This is a genomic window from Deltaproteobacteria bacterium (assembly GCA_016709225.1).
GTDB lineage: Bacteria > Myxococcota_A > Polyangia > Nannocystales > Nannocystaceae > Xiheibacterium > Xiheibacterium phototrophicum.
Genome location: JADJEE010000012.1, coordinates 840,107 through 854,531 on the forward strand (window position 1 = coordinate 840,107; position 14,425 = coordinate 854,531).

At 72.5% G+C, this 14,425-nt stretch carries 11 protein-coding genes; 4 read left to right on the forward strand and 7 right to left on the reverse strand.

Annotated features, from left to right (window positions below; genetic code table 11):
- Positions 1–92 precede the first annotated feature (92 nt).
- Entirely contained in the window at positions 93–4,043 is a 3,951-nt protein-coding gene (locus IPH07_28460) for a protein kinase (GenBank protein ID MBK6921364.1), read from the forward strand.
- A gap of 34 nt (positions 4,044–4,077) precedes the next feature.
- Here IPH07_28460 and IPH07_28465 read toward each other — a convergent pair whose 3' ends face one another.
- Positions 4,078–5,388, reverse strand: coding sequence for a sigma 54-interacting transcriptional regulator (locus tag IPH07_28465; protein ID MBK6921365.1), 1,311 nt, complete (start codon positions 5,386–5,388; stop codon positions 4,078–4,080).
- A 423-nt stretch (positions 5,389–5,811) separates the two neighbouring features.
- Between IPH07_28465 and IPH07_28470 the strand changes: the two genes are divergently transcribed.
- Both IPH07_28470 and IPH07_28475 read left to right on the forward strand, forming a co-directional pair.
- Complete coding sequence (locus IPH07_28470; GenBank protein MBK6921366.1) at positions 5,812–6,798, forward strand: trypsin-like serine protease; 987 nt, start codon at positions 5,812–5,814, stop codon at positions 6,796–6,798.
- Between the two features lie 58 nt (positions 6,799–6,856).
- Positions 6,857–7,528, forward strand: a complete 672-nt coding sequence (locus IPH07_28475) for a hypothetical protein (protein MBK6921367.1) — start codon at positions 6,857–6,859, stop codon at positions 7,526–7,528.
- A gap of 42 nt (positions 7,529–7,570) precedes the next feature.
- Here the strand turns inward: IPH07_28475 and IPH07_28480 are convergent, their stop codons facing one another.
- Positions 7,571–8,245: a M23 family metallopeptidase gene (locus tag IPH07_28480; protein MBK6921368.1), complete on the reverse strand. Its 675-nt coding sequence runs from the start codon at positions 8,243–8,245 to the stop codon at positions 7,571–7,573.
- On the opposite strand from IPH07_28480, the gene IPH07_28485 reads away from it, so the two are divergent.
- Entirely contained in the window at positions 8,244–8,687 is a 444-nt protein-coding gene (locus tag IPH07_28485; protein ID MBK6921369.1) for a hypothetical protein, read from the forward strand. The two genes, IPH07_28480 and IPH07_28485, sit on opposite strands and share 2 nt — an antisense overlap.
- Before the next feature lie 66 nt (positions 8,688–8,753).
- On the opposite strand, the gene IPH07_28490 is transcribed toward IPH07_28485, so the two are convergent.
- From IPH07_28490 to IPH07_28510, 5 genes are all read right to left on the reverse strand, one after another.
- Positions 8,754–9,383 carry a hypothetical protein gene (locus IPH07_28490; GenBank protein ID MBK6921370.1) on the reverse strand — a complete coding sequence of 210 codons (630 nt, stop codon included), beginning with the start codon at positions 9,381–9,383 and terminating at the stop codon, positions 8,754–8,756.
- Between the two features lie 110 nt (positions 9,384–9,493).
- Positions 9,494–10,678 (reverse strand): GNAT family N-acetyltransferase, encoded by a 1,185-nt coding sequence (locus tag IPH07_28495; protein MBK6921371.1) that lies wholly within the window; start codon positions 10,676–10,678, stop codon positions 9,494–9,496.
- Between the two features lie 199 nt (positions 10,679–10,877).
- Positions 10,878–11,879 carry a hypothetical protein gene (locus IPH07_28500; protein ID MBK6921372.1) on the reverse strand — a complete coding sequence of 334 codons (1,002 nt, stop codon included), beginning with the start codon at positions 11,877–11,879 and terminating at the stop codon, positions 10,878–10,880.
- A gap of 136 nt (positions 11,880–12,015) precedes the next feature.
- Positions 12,016–13,683, reverse strand: a complete 1,668-nt coding sequence (locus IPH07_28505; GenBank protein ID MBK6921373.1) for a HAMP domain-containing histidine kinase — start codon at positions 13,681–13,683, stop codon at positions 12,016–12,018.
- A 3-nt stretch (positions 13,684–13,686) separates the two neighbouring features.
- Positions 13,687–14,412, reverse strand: a complete 726-nt coding sequence (locus tag IPH07_28510; protein ID MBK6921374.1) for a response regulator transcription factor — start codon at positions 14,410–14,412, stop codon at positions 13,687–13,689.
- Between the last annotated feature and the right edge of the window lie 13 nt (positions 14,413–14,425).

A 14,425-nucleotide genomic window follows, 5' to 3' on the forward strand; every position in this document is an offset into this window, starting at 1 on the left:
CCGGCGCCGGCGGGCGGCCCTTCGACCCCCACCTCAGCCGCGGCCTCGACGCGGACGCCGCGCTTCGCCGTACCATCTCGACTGGGCCAGCCATGCGCGAGCACGAGCCGAGCGACGCCGACGCGGTGCCGGAGGGTGGACCGGCTCCGGACGCAGAGACCATCGAGCACGCGCCCGGGGTCGAGTCGCAGTTTCTACTCGCGCGCGCGCAGCAGCGACTGCTCGGCGCACCAGCGGACGCCGCACCGGTGGTCGTCGGTCGCTACCGCATCGTCCGACGGCTCGGCGCCGGCGCGATGGGCCTGGTCTACGCCGGCCGCGACGACGCGCTCGATCGCGAGGTCGCGATCAAGCTCCTGCAGTCGCAGCTCGCCGACTCCGAGACCTCGCGCCAGCGACTGATGCGCGAGGCACAGGCGATGGCGCGGCTCAACCATCCCAACGTCGCCCACGTCTACGAGGTCGGTGAGCACGCGCAGCAGCTGTTCATTGCGATGGAGCTGGTCCGCGGCGAGACGCTGCGGCAGTGGCAGCGCGAGCGCCCCCGTAGCGTGCCCGAGCTGCTCGCCATGCACCTGCAGGCGGCCCGGGGCCTCGCCGCCGCCCACGATGTCGGCCTGGTGCACCGCGACTACAAGCCCGACAATGTGATGATCGACGCGGGCGGGCGAGCGCGCGTGATGGACTTCGGGCTCGCGCGCGCCAGCGGCGAGGCGTCGCCATCGCTCGAGCAGCTGCCGAGCGATGGCGAGCCCTCGGCCTCGCAGGAGGCGATGGCCCGCAGCCCGTTCTTCGCCGACGCGACCGTGACCGGCACCGTCATGGGCACGCCCGCGTACATGGCGCCCGAGCAGATGGCGGGGCAGCGCGTCGACCACCGCGCCGATCAGTTCGCGTTCTGCGTGGCCTTGTACGAGGCCTTGTACGGCGAGCGCCCGTTCTCGGGCGCGACCGCGACCGCGCGCATCGATGCAATCCGCGGCCGCGAGCGTCACCCCCCCGAGCGCCCACGACGGGAGGTCCCGCGGAGCGTGCACGCGCTGCTGCGGCGCGGGCTCGCGTACGCGCCCGCGGATCGCTTCGCGTCGATGCACGCGCTCATCGACGGGCTCGCACCCCACGTCGCACGCGCCGAGCGACGCACGGTGACCCGTTGGTTGGCGGCCGCGGGGACGATCGGCGCCGCCGGACTCACGATCGCGCTGCTCGCCCGCGAGCCGCCGGTGTCGGCGGCCGCGCAAGCCCCGGTCGCCCTGCCGAGCGAGGTCGACCCGTGGGCGCCGATCGTCGCGGCCTCCGAGCTGCCGGCGACGATGCCCGCGCCGCTACCAGACGACCCGACCCACGTGACCAGCCACCGGCTGCGCAACGGGCTCACGATCCATCTCGCGCCGCGACCCGGCGTGCCGCTGGTCGAGACCGCGGTGGTCGTGCGCGTGGACGCGACCGACGAGCGCGCCGACGAGGCCGGCGTCTCCGAGTTGCTCCGCGACACGCTCGGCGACAGCGAGCTGCTCGGCAGCATCGATCCCGCCGCCGAGGCTACCGTGCGCGCGCAGGAGCACGCAGTGCTGGCCGCGATCACACCGCAGATGACCGAGGCCGAGCGCGACGCCAAGCTCGCGGAGGCCCACCGCATCCGACAGCGGGCACGGCCGTGGATCGTCGACCTCGAGGACTACACGCTCGGTGCCGAGCTCGGCTTCGGCACCATCGCCAACGAGCTGCCGCCGGGCTCGGCGGTGAGCCAGGGTATCCCGCGCCCGCATCTGCGTGCGTGGGTGCAGATGCAGGCCGAGCGCCTGCGACGCCCTGCGTTCCGCCGCTTCCTCGGCCAGCTCGGCCACGATCTGAATGCCCGCCGCGTCGGCGCCGACGATGCGCTGCGGGTGGCGATCGATCGCGCGATCGGAGACGAGACCGGTTGGCCGCTGGCGGCCGACGTGGTCGCGAACGCACTCGCAAAGATCCCCTTTGCGCAGATGGTCGACCTCCACCGCCGGTACTACCGCCCCAACAACACTGCGTTCGTGCTGGTGGGTGACGTCACGGCGACCGAGGTGATGCCGCTGTTCGAAGAGGCGTTCGGCGACTGGGAGCCCGCCGAGCTGCCCCCGCGTCGGATTCCCGCGAACGAGCCCGACGCTCGAGTCCACGTGATCGACGATGGCCCCGCGCAGGTCAGCTTCGCGTGGCCGGCGACCCTCGCCCCTGAGATCACCGCGCCGCTGCTGGTGATGCTGCAGCGTTCGACACTCGCCGAGCAGTGGCTCGCCGCGGATGGGCGCGCGCGCTGGGTGCCCCAGGACGCGACCCCGTACACCCTCGAGCTCGCGGTCACGCCGACCCCAGGCCACGATCTCGACGACGCCGAGGCGGCCGTGCTCGCGATGCTCACCGCGTGGGCCGAGCAGGGCCCCGATCCCACCGCGTGGGCGAGCGCGCACCGCCAGCAGCGACGCGAGGGCCTGACCAGCATCTCCAGCTCCCGCGGCCTCGCCACCGCGATCGCCGATGCGTTCGCACGACGCCGCAGCTGGCAGGACCATCTCGCGTCGCTGCGCGGCGAAGGCATGTCGCCGGCGGCGATCCCCGTCGCTGCGCGCACGCTGCTCGACCACCCCGCGGTGGTCGTCCGACGCGAGCCCGGGCCCCCGACCGCGAAGCCGCTACCGTCGCTCGAGCTCGCGAGCAACGCGAGCGGTGCCCCGGGCCCGTCGGCGCTGGCACAGGCGCTGCGCAGCGCGCCCTCCAGCGTGCTCGAGCCGCAGTTCCTCGCGCCTGGTCGCGACGCGTTGGTCCAGCCGTGGGGCGAGGGCCGCGTCATCGCCGTCGACGAAGACGTGCCGGTGTTCCGGCTCGCGTGGGTGCTGCCGACCGGCGTCGCCGACGATCCATGGAGCTGCGATGCGTGGCGCGCACGCGTGAACGAGCTTGCGCCCCGGGGCGAGCGCGACGGCGCGGCGATGCAGCTGCGCTGCGGTGCGCGCGAGCTGGAGATCGAGCTGTTGCTCGCGGCCGAGGATCTCCCGGCCGCATGGGCCAGCATCGCCGCGCTCGGCAGCGGCGAGCTGGGCACGAGCGCGGCCGCACGCGCACTCGACGACACCCGCGGTGCCCGCGAACGCCTGCGCAGCAGCGCCGAGAGCATGGCCGAAGCGTTCCCGATCGCGGCGTGGTTCGGCGACGACGGTGTCGATGCGCACTTGCCCGATGACGCCGCGCTCACCCGCGCGACCCCCGAGCTGCTGCAAGCGTCGCTGCGACGCACGCGGGCGGCAGCACCCGATCTCCTGCTCGCCGGGCCCGATGCACGCGCGCGCGTCGGCGACCTGCCGCCGCCACCGGGCGGGCACACGCGCGCACCGGTGCTCCCGCGACCACGCGCCGACGGACGCACGGTCGTGCTGCTGCTCGACGCGCCGGCACTCGGTCGCACCCGCGTCGACGTCGGCGTCGTGTTGCCCGTGGGTGACGGCCACGCGCGCGCCCGCGACGAGGTGCTGCGCTTCGTCGGCTCCGATCGCGAGATGCCCGAGCTGCGCGAGCCTGCGTCGTATACCTCGATGCCGCTCGCCGACGGGCTGTATGGCGCCGCGCTGTGGACACTCGATGGCGCCGATTGCCAGTCCGTCGACGCGGCGGTCGTGCTCGCCGACCTCGTGGCGCGCCTGTCGAACCCGATGGACGACGAGATCTTCATGGGCGCCCGGGGACTCGCCGAGGGAGTGCTCCGCGCCCAGCGGCGTACCGGGCTGGACGCTGCGCGCTACCTGTGGAGCTGGGCGGGCATCGGCCTCGACCACGATCCCGCGCTCGAGCAGTGGACCGCGCTGGCCAATCTCAGCGCCGCCGAGCTGCGCGCTCGACGGGCCGAGTTCGCGACGGTGCCGAAGGTGCTGACGGTGTCGGGCGATCTGTCGCGCCTCGATCGCGCCGCGCTCTCGCGCCTGGGCACCGTCATCGAGGTCGACGCGAGTACCCTGCGAGACCCGACCCTCAGCGACCTCGCGCGGTTCGGCTACGCGTTGCGCTCGGACTGACGGGCGCCGACGACTCGCGCGCCGACGCCATGCCCTACTTGGTGGGCTTTCGTGGCCGCGCCACGCCGTACGCATCGAGACGCGCCAACAAGGTGTTGCGCGAGATGCCGAGCATCCGCGCGGCGCGGGTCTGGTTGCCGGCACACTTCTCGAGCGCGTCGAGGATCTTCTGCCGCTCGGGATCGCCGTCGTCGCTGTCTCGCCCGTCGACGCCGCGTCCGGGGCCCGACGGCCCGGTGGTCGGCGGCAGGTGATCGAGCGTGATGACGTCGTCGCTGCACAGCAGCACCGCGCGCTCCATGGTGTTCTGCAGCTCGCGGATGTTGCCGGGCCACGCGTAGCTGGCTAGCCACGCCATCGCCTCGGGCGAGATGTCCGGCGCACGTCCTCGCTCGGCGCGGGTGCTGGCGTCGGCCACGAAGCGCCGCGCGAGCCCGTCGATCTCGCCCACGCGCTGGCGCAGCGGCGGGATCGTCAGCGAGATGCCGTTGAGGCGATAGAACAGATCCGCGCGGAAGCCACCGTTGTGGACCGCCTCGCCGAGATCGCGGTTGGTCGCGGCGATGAAGCGGATGTCGAACGGCCGCGAGCGGATGCCACCGACGCGTCGGACCTGGCGCTCCTCGAGCACGCGCAACAGCTTGACCTGCACCGACAGCGGCAACTCGCCGACCTCGTCGAGGAACACGGTGCCGCCATCGGCGGCCTCGAGCAGGCCTTGCTTCGCCTCGACCGCGCCGGTGAACGAGCCGCGTTCGTGGCCGAACAACTCGCTCTCGAGCAGCTGCTCCGACAGCGAGCCACAGTTGAGCGGCAGGAACGGCTTGTCGGCTCGCGGCGACATCGCGTGGATGCGACGCGAGAGCACGTCCTTGCCGACGCCGGTCTCGCCCAGCAAGAGCACGTTGATGGTCGACTTCGCGATGCGCTCGGCGAGCTGGTAGATGCCCGCCATCGTGCGGTCTTCGATGACGATGCCGCCCTCGCCACGGGCGGCCTGGCCGTCGTCGAACGCGAACGGCGACTGCAGCATGAGCAGCGCCGAGCCGACCTCGAAGGTCTCGCCGGGCGCGAGCGCAACCTTCTGGCCCGCCGTCAGCGCCTTCCCCCGCACGCGGGTGCCGTTGCTGCTACCAGCGTCGGCGATCATCACGGGCTTGCCCTTCTCGAAGAACAGGCGCGCGTGCTCGCGCGACACCGAGGGGTCGTCGATGCGTAGCTCGGCGTCCTCGCCACGGCCCACGCGGACCTCGCCGGTGTCGGGCAGCAGGTGGGTGCCGACGCGATCGCCGGCGATCACCAGCATGCGTCGCGCGGTCGGATCGGCCCGGGGGACCACCGGCATCGTGCTCGGCACGTCGACCACGCGCGGCTTCGAACCCGGCAGGCCGACGGCGCCGACCGGCTGCGTCGGCGCGCGACCCGGCGCCGACGGGGCCGAGCGCCCGCCATCCTCACCGCCGGGCTCGTGGTCGGGCTGGTCTGGCTGCTTCGGATCGCTCATGCGCGCGCGCGTCAGGATACCCCGACCGTCCCGTGCGCGTCCATCGCGGCGGGGCCGTGGCCGCACGGGGTTCCTCGCGAAGCATCGCACGCGCGCGGCCGACCATCGCCGGCGCGGCACCGCGTGGATGAACCACCCTAGTTGCTCGAACGGGCGAAGCGTTACAGCGCACCGCAACGGGACTCGTCACTCGACACATCGTCGGTGATGCACGGACCCGCCCACGCACGACAAGCCCGAGCGCCGGTGCTATGCCTGATTTCGATGCTCGGATCGCGGTTGTGGTGGTGCTGGTGCGTCGCAGCGGTGTCGCTGCTGCCGCGACTCGTCGCGGCCGAGGGGCCCGTCGATGCACCGATCGATCGCCTGAGCGACACCCCGCCACCCTCGACGCCGATCATGGGTGGCGATCCGACCGACACCGGCGAGTTCGACGAGGTGGTCGCGATCACGATCGGCGACGAGCTGTGCACCGGCACCGTGGTCGCGCCTCGGCTGGTGCTCACCGCCGCCCACTGTCTGGTCGACACCACCGACGCCACCCGCGTATTCGTCCACTACGGCAAGGACGTGTTCGGTGGTCGCATCGAGGCCAGCGGCTGGGGCACCCACCCCGACTATTGCCACGAGTGCCGCAACGACATCTTCGACTACGGCTACGTCCTGCTGCCGGCGAACTTCTCCGTGCCAGGTGGCTACCCCGCACCGATCACCGATCAGGACCAGTGGGACGCGTACATGACCGCCGGCACGCCGCTCACCTTGGTCGGCTACGGTGGCGATCACGAGACCGAGGACATGGTCTACAACGCCGGTCGCAAGCGATCGGTGGACACCACGCTGCGCAAGCTGACACCCAAGGGCACCGAGTTCACCGCCGGCGGCAGCGGTGAAGACACCTGCCCAGGCGACTCGGGTGGACCCGCGTTCGTGGTGCTGCCCGACGGCACGCGGCGACTCGCTGGCATCACCTCGCGCGGCGGCAGGCCGTGTGGCAAGGGCGGCTACTACGGCACGCCCTACCCCGCGCTGTGCTGGGTCCGCGACGCCACCGGCGTCGACCTCATCGGCCCCGAGTGCGGCGCGTGCGATTGCCTCGACATCGCGCCGCCGGCCGAGAACGACCGCTGCGCCGTCGCCTCGAGCGACGACGCGCCCGGCTGGCTCGGGTGGCTCGCGATCGCAGTGATCGTCGTGCGCACGGGCGCGGCCGCGCGGCGGGTCGCTCGTCGCGGCCGCGCGAGCGCCTGAGGTCGACGGGAACGCGTCGCCTGTTCGCGGCGTCGGGCCCCGGGCATGCTGCTGCGCGATGCACCATCGCCTCGCCGTCCTGCTCGCGCTTCTCGCCGGTTGCCGCGCACCCGCGTCGACGACACCGCCGGGGACCTCGCCGCCTGGCACCACGCCGACCGCGGACGCGGTCGTGGTCGCGCGGCCGGGCGTGCACGGCATGGTGCTGTTCGGACGCGAGGCGCTCTACGCCTCGCACCTGCCGATGTACGAGGCGCCCCACGACGTGCAGGCGGTGCTGCGGCTGCACCCGCGCGATCCAGCCATCCTCGAGGCCTGGCGTCGCGAACTCGCGTCACAGCCGATCATCACCTTCGTGCCCGCGCCCTTCGATCTCTCGCAGCTCGCCGGCGGTGGCGACCTCGAGCTCGTGGGCGACATCTACCTGGGACACTTCGAGCGCGGCGGCACGGTGTGGACCTCTGGGGTCGAGGTCCGCGCGGAGGTGGTGTTCTTCCACGTGATCCCACCCGACCCGCCGACGACCAGCGACGCCATCGCCTTCGGCCACGGCACCGAGACCTACGTCGTGCCGCTGATCGGTCCGCGACCGGGGGTCGATCGCATCATCGCCGTCGATGCGCCCGCGCCCGCCAAACCCGAGACCATCACGTTCGATACCCTCACGCTGTCGCGCATGGGCTGGACCGAGCAACGCGTGCTCTACGAGGAGCGCGCCGACCTGCAGTGATTCGCGACGCACCGCGATCGACCATGCGGTCGCGCGCGTCGTTCACGGACGGTGGGCGGCGATGAACGTCGACGGCGCGACGTGGTCCGCCGAGGTCCCGTAGCCACCCCCCAGCGGCGCGCCGACCCGCGTGCGTAGCTCGAGGTGCAGGTGCGCCAGATAGCGGCCGTCGGCGGTCCCGATGGCGCCGAGCGGCGTGCCGCGCCCGATCGGAGCCCCGAGCTCCACCGCGATGACATCGAGGTGGGCGTACAGCGACTCGTACTCGCCGCCGTCACCACAGCGATGCACGACACGCACGACGTTGCCCCATCCCTCGCCCTCGTGCCGCGCCGAGCTGACCTCACCGTCGGCGATCGCGAACACCGGATCGCCGAGGTCGGAGTCGCCGCCGCCGTTGCCGTTCCAGTCCTCGCCGAGGTGGGCCTCGAGGCCGCCGAAGGGCTGTGCGTCGTAGTAGCCCGACGCATCCGGTGGTCCGACCGGCCAGTCGAAGCCGCCGCACGGCGGTGGGGCCGAAGGCGGCGCCTCGATCGGCTCGGCGTGTTGACGACACGCGAGCAGGCTGGCGAGCCCGAGCACCGCGCGTCGAAGGCGACGAGATCCCACGCGTGGGGTGTCGACGCACGCTGCAGGGCCCTTGTTCCAACGGGCGGGGGCGCCCGCGGCAGCCTCGGCGATTCCGCAGGTCGCGTCGTACACTCGGGCGGCCGCCATGGCCGATCACCAGCGCTTCGAGCTCTTCGCCGACCTGCTCGTGCGGCGGTTCCCCGACGCGAGGCGCGTCTACGACGTGGCCGGCGGCATGGGCAAGCTGAACGCCGCGCTCACCGCACGGGGACGCGGGTGTCTGAGCTTCGATCGACGCCACAAGCACCTCGACGTGCCGTTCGCCGAGCGCGAGTTCACGCTCGACGAGCCCTGCGATGCCGACCTCGTGGTCGGCATGCATGCCGACGGCGCAACGCGGATCATCGTGGAGTACGCCGCCCGGCACCGCGTGCCCTTCGCGGTGGTGCCGTGCTGCAGCGACAACTCGATGCCGTACAAGCCCTGGATGCGACACCTCGACGAGCTGGCGCGCGGGCTGGGGCTGCGCACCGAGGAGGCATTGCTGCCGATGCGGGGTCGCGCGCGGACCCTGCTCGGCTGGCCATGACAAGTGACTTCCGGTGGCTTCCGGTGGCCCCGCATGCCGGCCTGCAACGCGCTCGCAGCCTCGCGATCACGAGCAGCGGCACTCGACCTGCCACTGCGGCGGCCCTCCCTGCGGATCGTCGACGAAGCGATGGCCGCGGCTGCACTCGGCCGAACACGCGAACTCGGTGAGCGTGAATTGGTGGATCACCGAGGTGGTGCACCGCTGGGGCGCCGCGCTCGCACACGCACCCGCGTCGCCGTACGAGGTCGTCGCGACGACCTCGAAGCCCTCCGCGCCCGCGTTGCGCAGCTCGGTGCTTCGCGTGACCGTGTACGCCGGGCACGCGGGGTCGGGCGTCGTCTCGTGCACGCGCGGGGCCGCGCCGAGCGTGAAGTCGGAGCGCGCCGTCGTGGTCGCCCCGCCCGGCGACGCGGTCGGCATCGGCACATTGATCCGCACGACGCCGTGCTCCGCCGCAGCCGCGACCAGGAGCCCGCGCTGGGTCGATGCCGTGGCGACGCCGCAATCGTCGGTCACGACGCGCGTCGACACCGAGTACGTGCCCGACGGTGGCGACGACGACGTCGTCCCCACTGTCGGCGCGGCCACGAGCGCGGGCGCGGGTGCGGGCTGGGCGGGCGCGCGTCCGCACGCGGCGGTGGCGACGGTCGCGGCCAGGATCGAAACTGCGAAGAGCGGGCGCATCGACGTCATCGGTGACCGTGGAGGTTCCGCGAACATGTGGACGGTTTAACCCGACGCCCGCGGGGTTGCCCAGCGCCCGTGGCGCGCGCCCGCCAAGCGCACGCCCGAGGCCGGCCGGGTCAGAACATCTCGGGCATCCACGGCGCGCCGTCGCCGAACGCCAGCGCGAGGCGATCGAGCGCGGCGGGGTCGCCCTGCAGCTGCCCCAGTGCGATCGCGGTGCCGGTGTCGACGAAGCCGCTGTAGATCGATGCCAACGTGCGCACGTCGAGGTGCACCTCGGGCTTGCCACCACTGCACACGCTGGCGCGGCCGTCGGCGAACTCCACGGTGAACGTGCCGTCGTTGGCAGCGATCACATCGTCGCGGATCTGCAGGCCCAGCGCGAATCGCAGCGCGCTGCGGTAGCCGCGGGCAGCGATCGCCTTGGCGACGTCCACGATGCGCAGCATCCACGCCGCCTCGAGCTGCACCTCGAGCCGCGGGTCGGGTAGCACGCGGAGCATCGGATCGGCGGGCGCGGTATAGAAGCGGACGTCGTCGATCATCGTGCGCAGATCGACGATCGTGCTCCACAGCCTGCGGTACCCCTGGGGCGTGAGCGCGACCCAGTCGGTGACCTCGAGGCGGTGGAACATCTCGCGTCGGTGCAGGCGCCAGAACAGATAGGCCTCGGGTGCGCCGTCGTCGTCGTGCAGCAGCAGGCCCTGCGCGGCGATGCCGTGTCGCACGCGATGCAGGCGGTGCCACAGGTACTCGGTGCGCGCCATGTGACCATTGCGGTGGCGCGCGACCGATTCGTAGAGCCGCTGCACCGAGATGCTGTCGGCGCCGACGAGATCGCGGCTGCTGCCACTGCGCTCGTGGAACGGCAGCTCGCGGGGGCGCACGGTCGCGGCGAATCGCGTGCCGGCGTGCTCGTAGCCCACGCGGCGGTAGAGCTCCGCGTTCGAGGCATACAGCGTCGACAGCGGGACACCCCGGGCATGCAGCTCGTGCAGCGCCTCGGTCATCATGCGCGTCGCGACGCCGCCGCGTCGAGCATCCGTGCGCACGCCGACGCCCGCGATCGCACCCGTCGGCACCACCACGCCGCCGAAGTGCTGCCCCATCGGCAACACCATGCAGCCGCCCTCGACCACCGCACCGCGTCGCACCACGCGGATGTTGTCGCGTCCCGCGAGGTCGAACCACGGCTCGCACTCGGCCGTGGTCACACCGAAGGCTCGGCCCAGCAGCTCGCGCAGCGCCGGCGCATCGTCCGGCGCGAGCGCACCATAGTGGAGAGCATCGGTCCCGGCCACGACGGGGCAAGGATAGCCGCGAGCGCGAGCGATTGGGGCAAGTCCGCCGCAGACGTGTCCGGCTGGGACGGCGGCGCGAGAGCGTGCCGAGCAACGCCGTCGTCGGCCTCGGACTCGGACCATGCCCGCACGCTCGCGCCCGATGTACCGATACCGCGACGGGCTCACCTCCACGTCGTTCGCCGCTGCGAAGCACCCGTCACAGCCATGCGACGGCGATGACTGCCGCCACCGCGATCACCACCGCGACGGCCCAACGATCATACATCCGCAGCCACACCCCCGCGTCCGTGGCGACCGGGGCGGGCGGCCGCTCGCTCGCCCACGTCCACGCGCCGGCCCAGACCACCCACCACGCGATCGCCATCAGCTCGGCGTAGACCCGCGGCTCGTAGGCGTTGGCGACGACCAGCAACCCGCACAGCGCGACCAACAGCGGCGCGTGCATGCGCACCAGGTCCCGCGGGGCCACCCGCCGCACCGCGAACCATGCCAGCGGGAGCATCGCGACGCTGCCCCACCACTGCGCGATGTTGGCGGGCTCGGCCAGCCAGCGAAGGTTGTGGTGCAGGCGCAGCTCGTCGCCGAGCATCACGTGCAGCGCGGCGCCACGGGCCTCGGGTGCCAGCCACGGCAACACCGCACGCGCGCCGACGTAGGCGAACAGCAGCAGCACCGTGCGCGCGAGGTTGGTGCGCAGCGACTCCCTGTCGAGCCGCAAGATGGCACCGACCAATGGCACCAGCACGACACTCTCGCGATTGAGCGCACCGAGGATCACGACCGCGAATGCGAGCACGGTGCGACCACGACGCAGCGCGTGGGTGCCGAGCACGATCGCGACCATCGCCCATGCATCCCACGGGTAGAAGATCGGCCAGCGGTGCGCGAGCAACAGCGGCAGCGAGAGCACCGGCAGTACCAGCACTGCCCCGAGACGGGCGGCGCGCAGCGGTAGATCGTCGCGCAGCGCAGCCGCGAGCGTGAGCAACAAGGCGATGGTCGCGAGGGCTTCGCTGACGCCGAACACCCACGCCACCGGCGCGCCGGCATGCACGAACGGCCGCGCCAAGAGCGGGATCAACACGCGATGGCCGAACGGCAGCGGCGCGCGCAGCTCGACGAGCGCCGACCAGCTCGCGGGGCCGTACTCACGCGTCATCGCCAGGCGCAGCACGGCCCACACGCACGACACGAGCACGACCGCGACGATCCACGTCGCGCGTGACGACGCGGACGGTGCGGGCTGCGTGGCGGGTGGCGGTGGGCTCGGCAAAGGGACGGCCGCCCGCAGCATGCCGCAGGCACGGCCGCGCTGGCGAGCCTGCGCGCGGCGGTCAGCGGGGCGTCGCGGGTGCCCGCGGCAGCACCAGCTCGAAACAGGCCCCGCGATCGCTGGCAACCAGCTCGAGCCGGCCGCGCATCTGCACTGCGAGTCGGCGCGACAGCGCGAGCCCGAGCCCGACGCCGGGCTTGGTGCCCGACGCGTGCGCGCTGCCCTTGGCGAACGGCTCGAACACCCGCGCGCGCTCGCCCACCGGAATGCCGGGGCCCGCATCGGAGACCGCGAGGATCACGACGGCGGGCTCGATCCGCACCGACAGCTGGACCTTCGGCGCGACCGCGGTCGCGCCGTACTTCGCAGCATTGTCGACCAGGTTGAAGAGGATCTGCTCGACCGCCGTGACGTCGACCGCGACCGACGCGGTGGCGCCCTCACCGAGCAGCTCGAGCTCGAGCTCGAAGCCGGCGCCACGACAGCGCTGCTCGAGGCGATCGGCGACGCGCTCGACGAGCGCCTCGATCGTGATCGACTCGAGCTCGCGCTCGTGCCGATCGGCCTCGATGCGAGCATACGACAGCACGTTCTCGACCAGCTGCCCCAGCCGCTCGGCCTCGCGGCGCAGCGTCGAGACGTACTGCTGGCGCTTGGCCTCGACCATGCCGGACTCCAGCATCTCGGTGTACATGCGAAAGGTCGTCAGCGGAGTGCGTAGCTCATGGGTGACCGCCGAGACGAACGCTGCGCGACGCTCCGAGAGGTTCATCGAGCCCCGCAGCAACGAGGCCACCGCCGCGATCGCAACGACGACGAACATCCACGCCGCGGCGATCGCCAGCCACAGCGGGCGCTGGGCCGGGTCGTGCGGAAGCGACAGCACCCCGGCCTCGACACCGACCGGCAGCGTCGCGAGCCGATGCGCCTGGTCGTCCGCCTCGCCGGCCAAGAGCGGCCGCAGCTGGGCATCGGGCAGCAGATCGGCAACCTCGGCCCGCAACAGCTCGCGCACCGCGGGCCAGTCCAGCCACGCGCCCTCGAGCCGCTCACCTTCGGCGCCCCGCACCCGCCGTACGAGCACGAGATCCTCACCCCACCACAGCGGGCGCATGGTCTCGAGGATCGCCGGCGGCACGTCGTAGGCTGCCGCGAGCGCCTGTTGCTCGACATCGCCCTCGTCGAGCTCATTGGCGGGGTTGCGCAGCGACGAATTGGCGAGGTTCTCCTGCAGCGACGCGACCCGCTTGCCGTACTCGAGGGAGTTGCGCTGGTTCTGCGTGATCACGCCGGCCGACTCGACGCGCTGCTGCTTGCTCGAGCGGTACGAGCTCGCGACCTCGATCGTCGCGCCCGCGACGGCAACCGCGGTGTCACGCGGCGATTGCTGTGCGAGCAGGGCCAGCAGCGCGTCGCGCTCGACCCCCTCGAGTGCATCGAGCGGCTCGGCGTCGCCGCCGGGGTGGATCACGAAGCGCGCGCGCACGCCGACCGGGTTCGGGCCGTCGATGGGCCGCCCGGCCTCGGCGATCTCGCGCGCCAGCATCGGCGTGATCGCGCTGTCCATGCGCCACAGCGACAGCCGCACCAGCTCCTCGCGCAGCGCGTCGTGCTCGGTCTGCACGCGGCGTGCATCGAAGCGCAGCAGCCCCCAGGTCGCCGCGCCGAGCACGGCCAGCAACGTCGCGACCGCGGCCGAGAACACCAGCCAATGGGTGCGCGCGCGCATCGACTAGGCTCCGCCGCTGCCGAACATGTAGCCCTTACCGCGCACGGTGAGGATCACCCGCGGCTCGTCGTGGGTGTCGCGCAGCTTCTCGCGCAGCCGCGCGACGTGCATGTCGATGGTGCGGGTCTGGTAGCGCGAGGGGTTGAGCCGCCATACCTGCTGCAGCAGCTCGTCGCGACCGACCGCACGCTCGGCGTGGCCGACGAGGTAGCCGACCAGCTGCGACTCGCGCTCCGACAGCTCGACCCGCGCACCATCGTCGAAGCGGACCTCGCGGCGCGCGAGATCGATGGTGCCGCCGGGGATCGCGACCTCGGTGACCGCAGCGGGCTCGGGCCCCGCCACTCGCACCCGACGCAGCACCGCCTCGACCCGCGCCAGCAGCTCCTTCACGCTGAACGGCTTCACCACGTAGTCGTCCGCGCCCAACCGCAGGCCCTGCACGCGATCCGCCTCGCGGCCGCGGGCGGTGAGGATGATGACCGGCAGCCCGCTGCGGGTGCGACGGACCTCCTTGAGCACCTCGAAACCGTCGCCGCCCGGGAGCATCAGATCGAGCAGCACCAGCCCGACCGCGCCCTCGATCGCCGCCTGCAGCCCACGCGGTGCGGTCGCGGCCTGCACCACCGGATAGCCCTCGAACTCCAACGCGTCGACCAGGCCCTGGCGAATCGCGTCGTCGTCCTCGATGACCAGCACGGTGGTGGACTTGGGGCTGCTCGGGGTCATGGGCCGCTCGCGA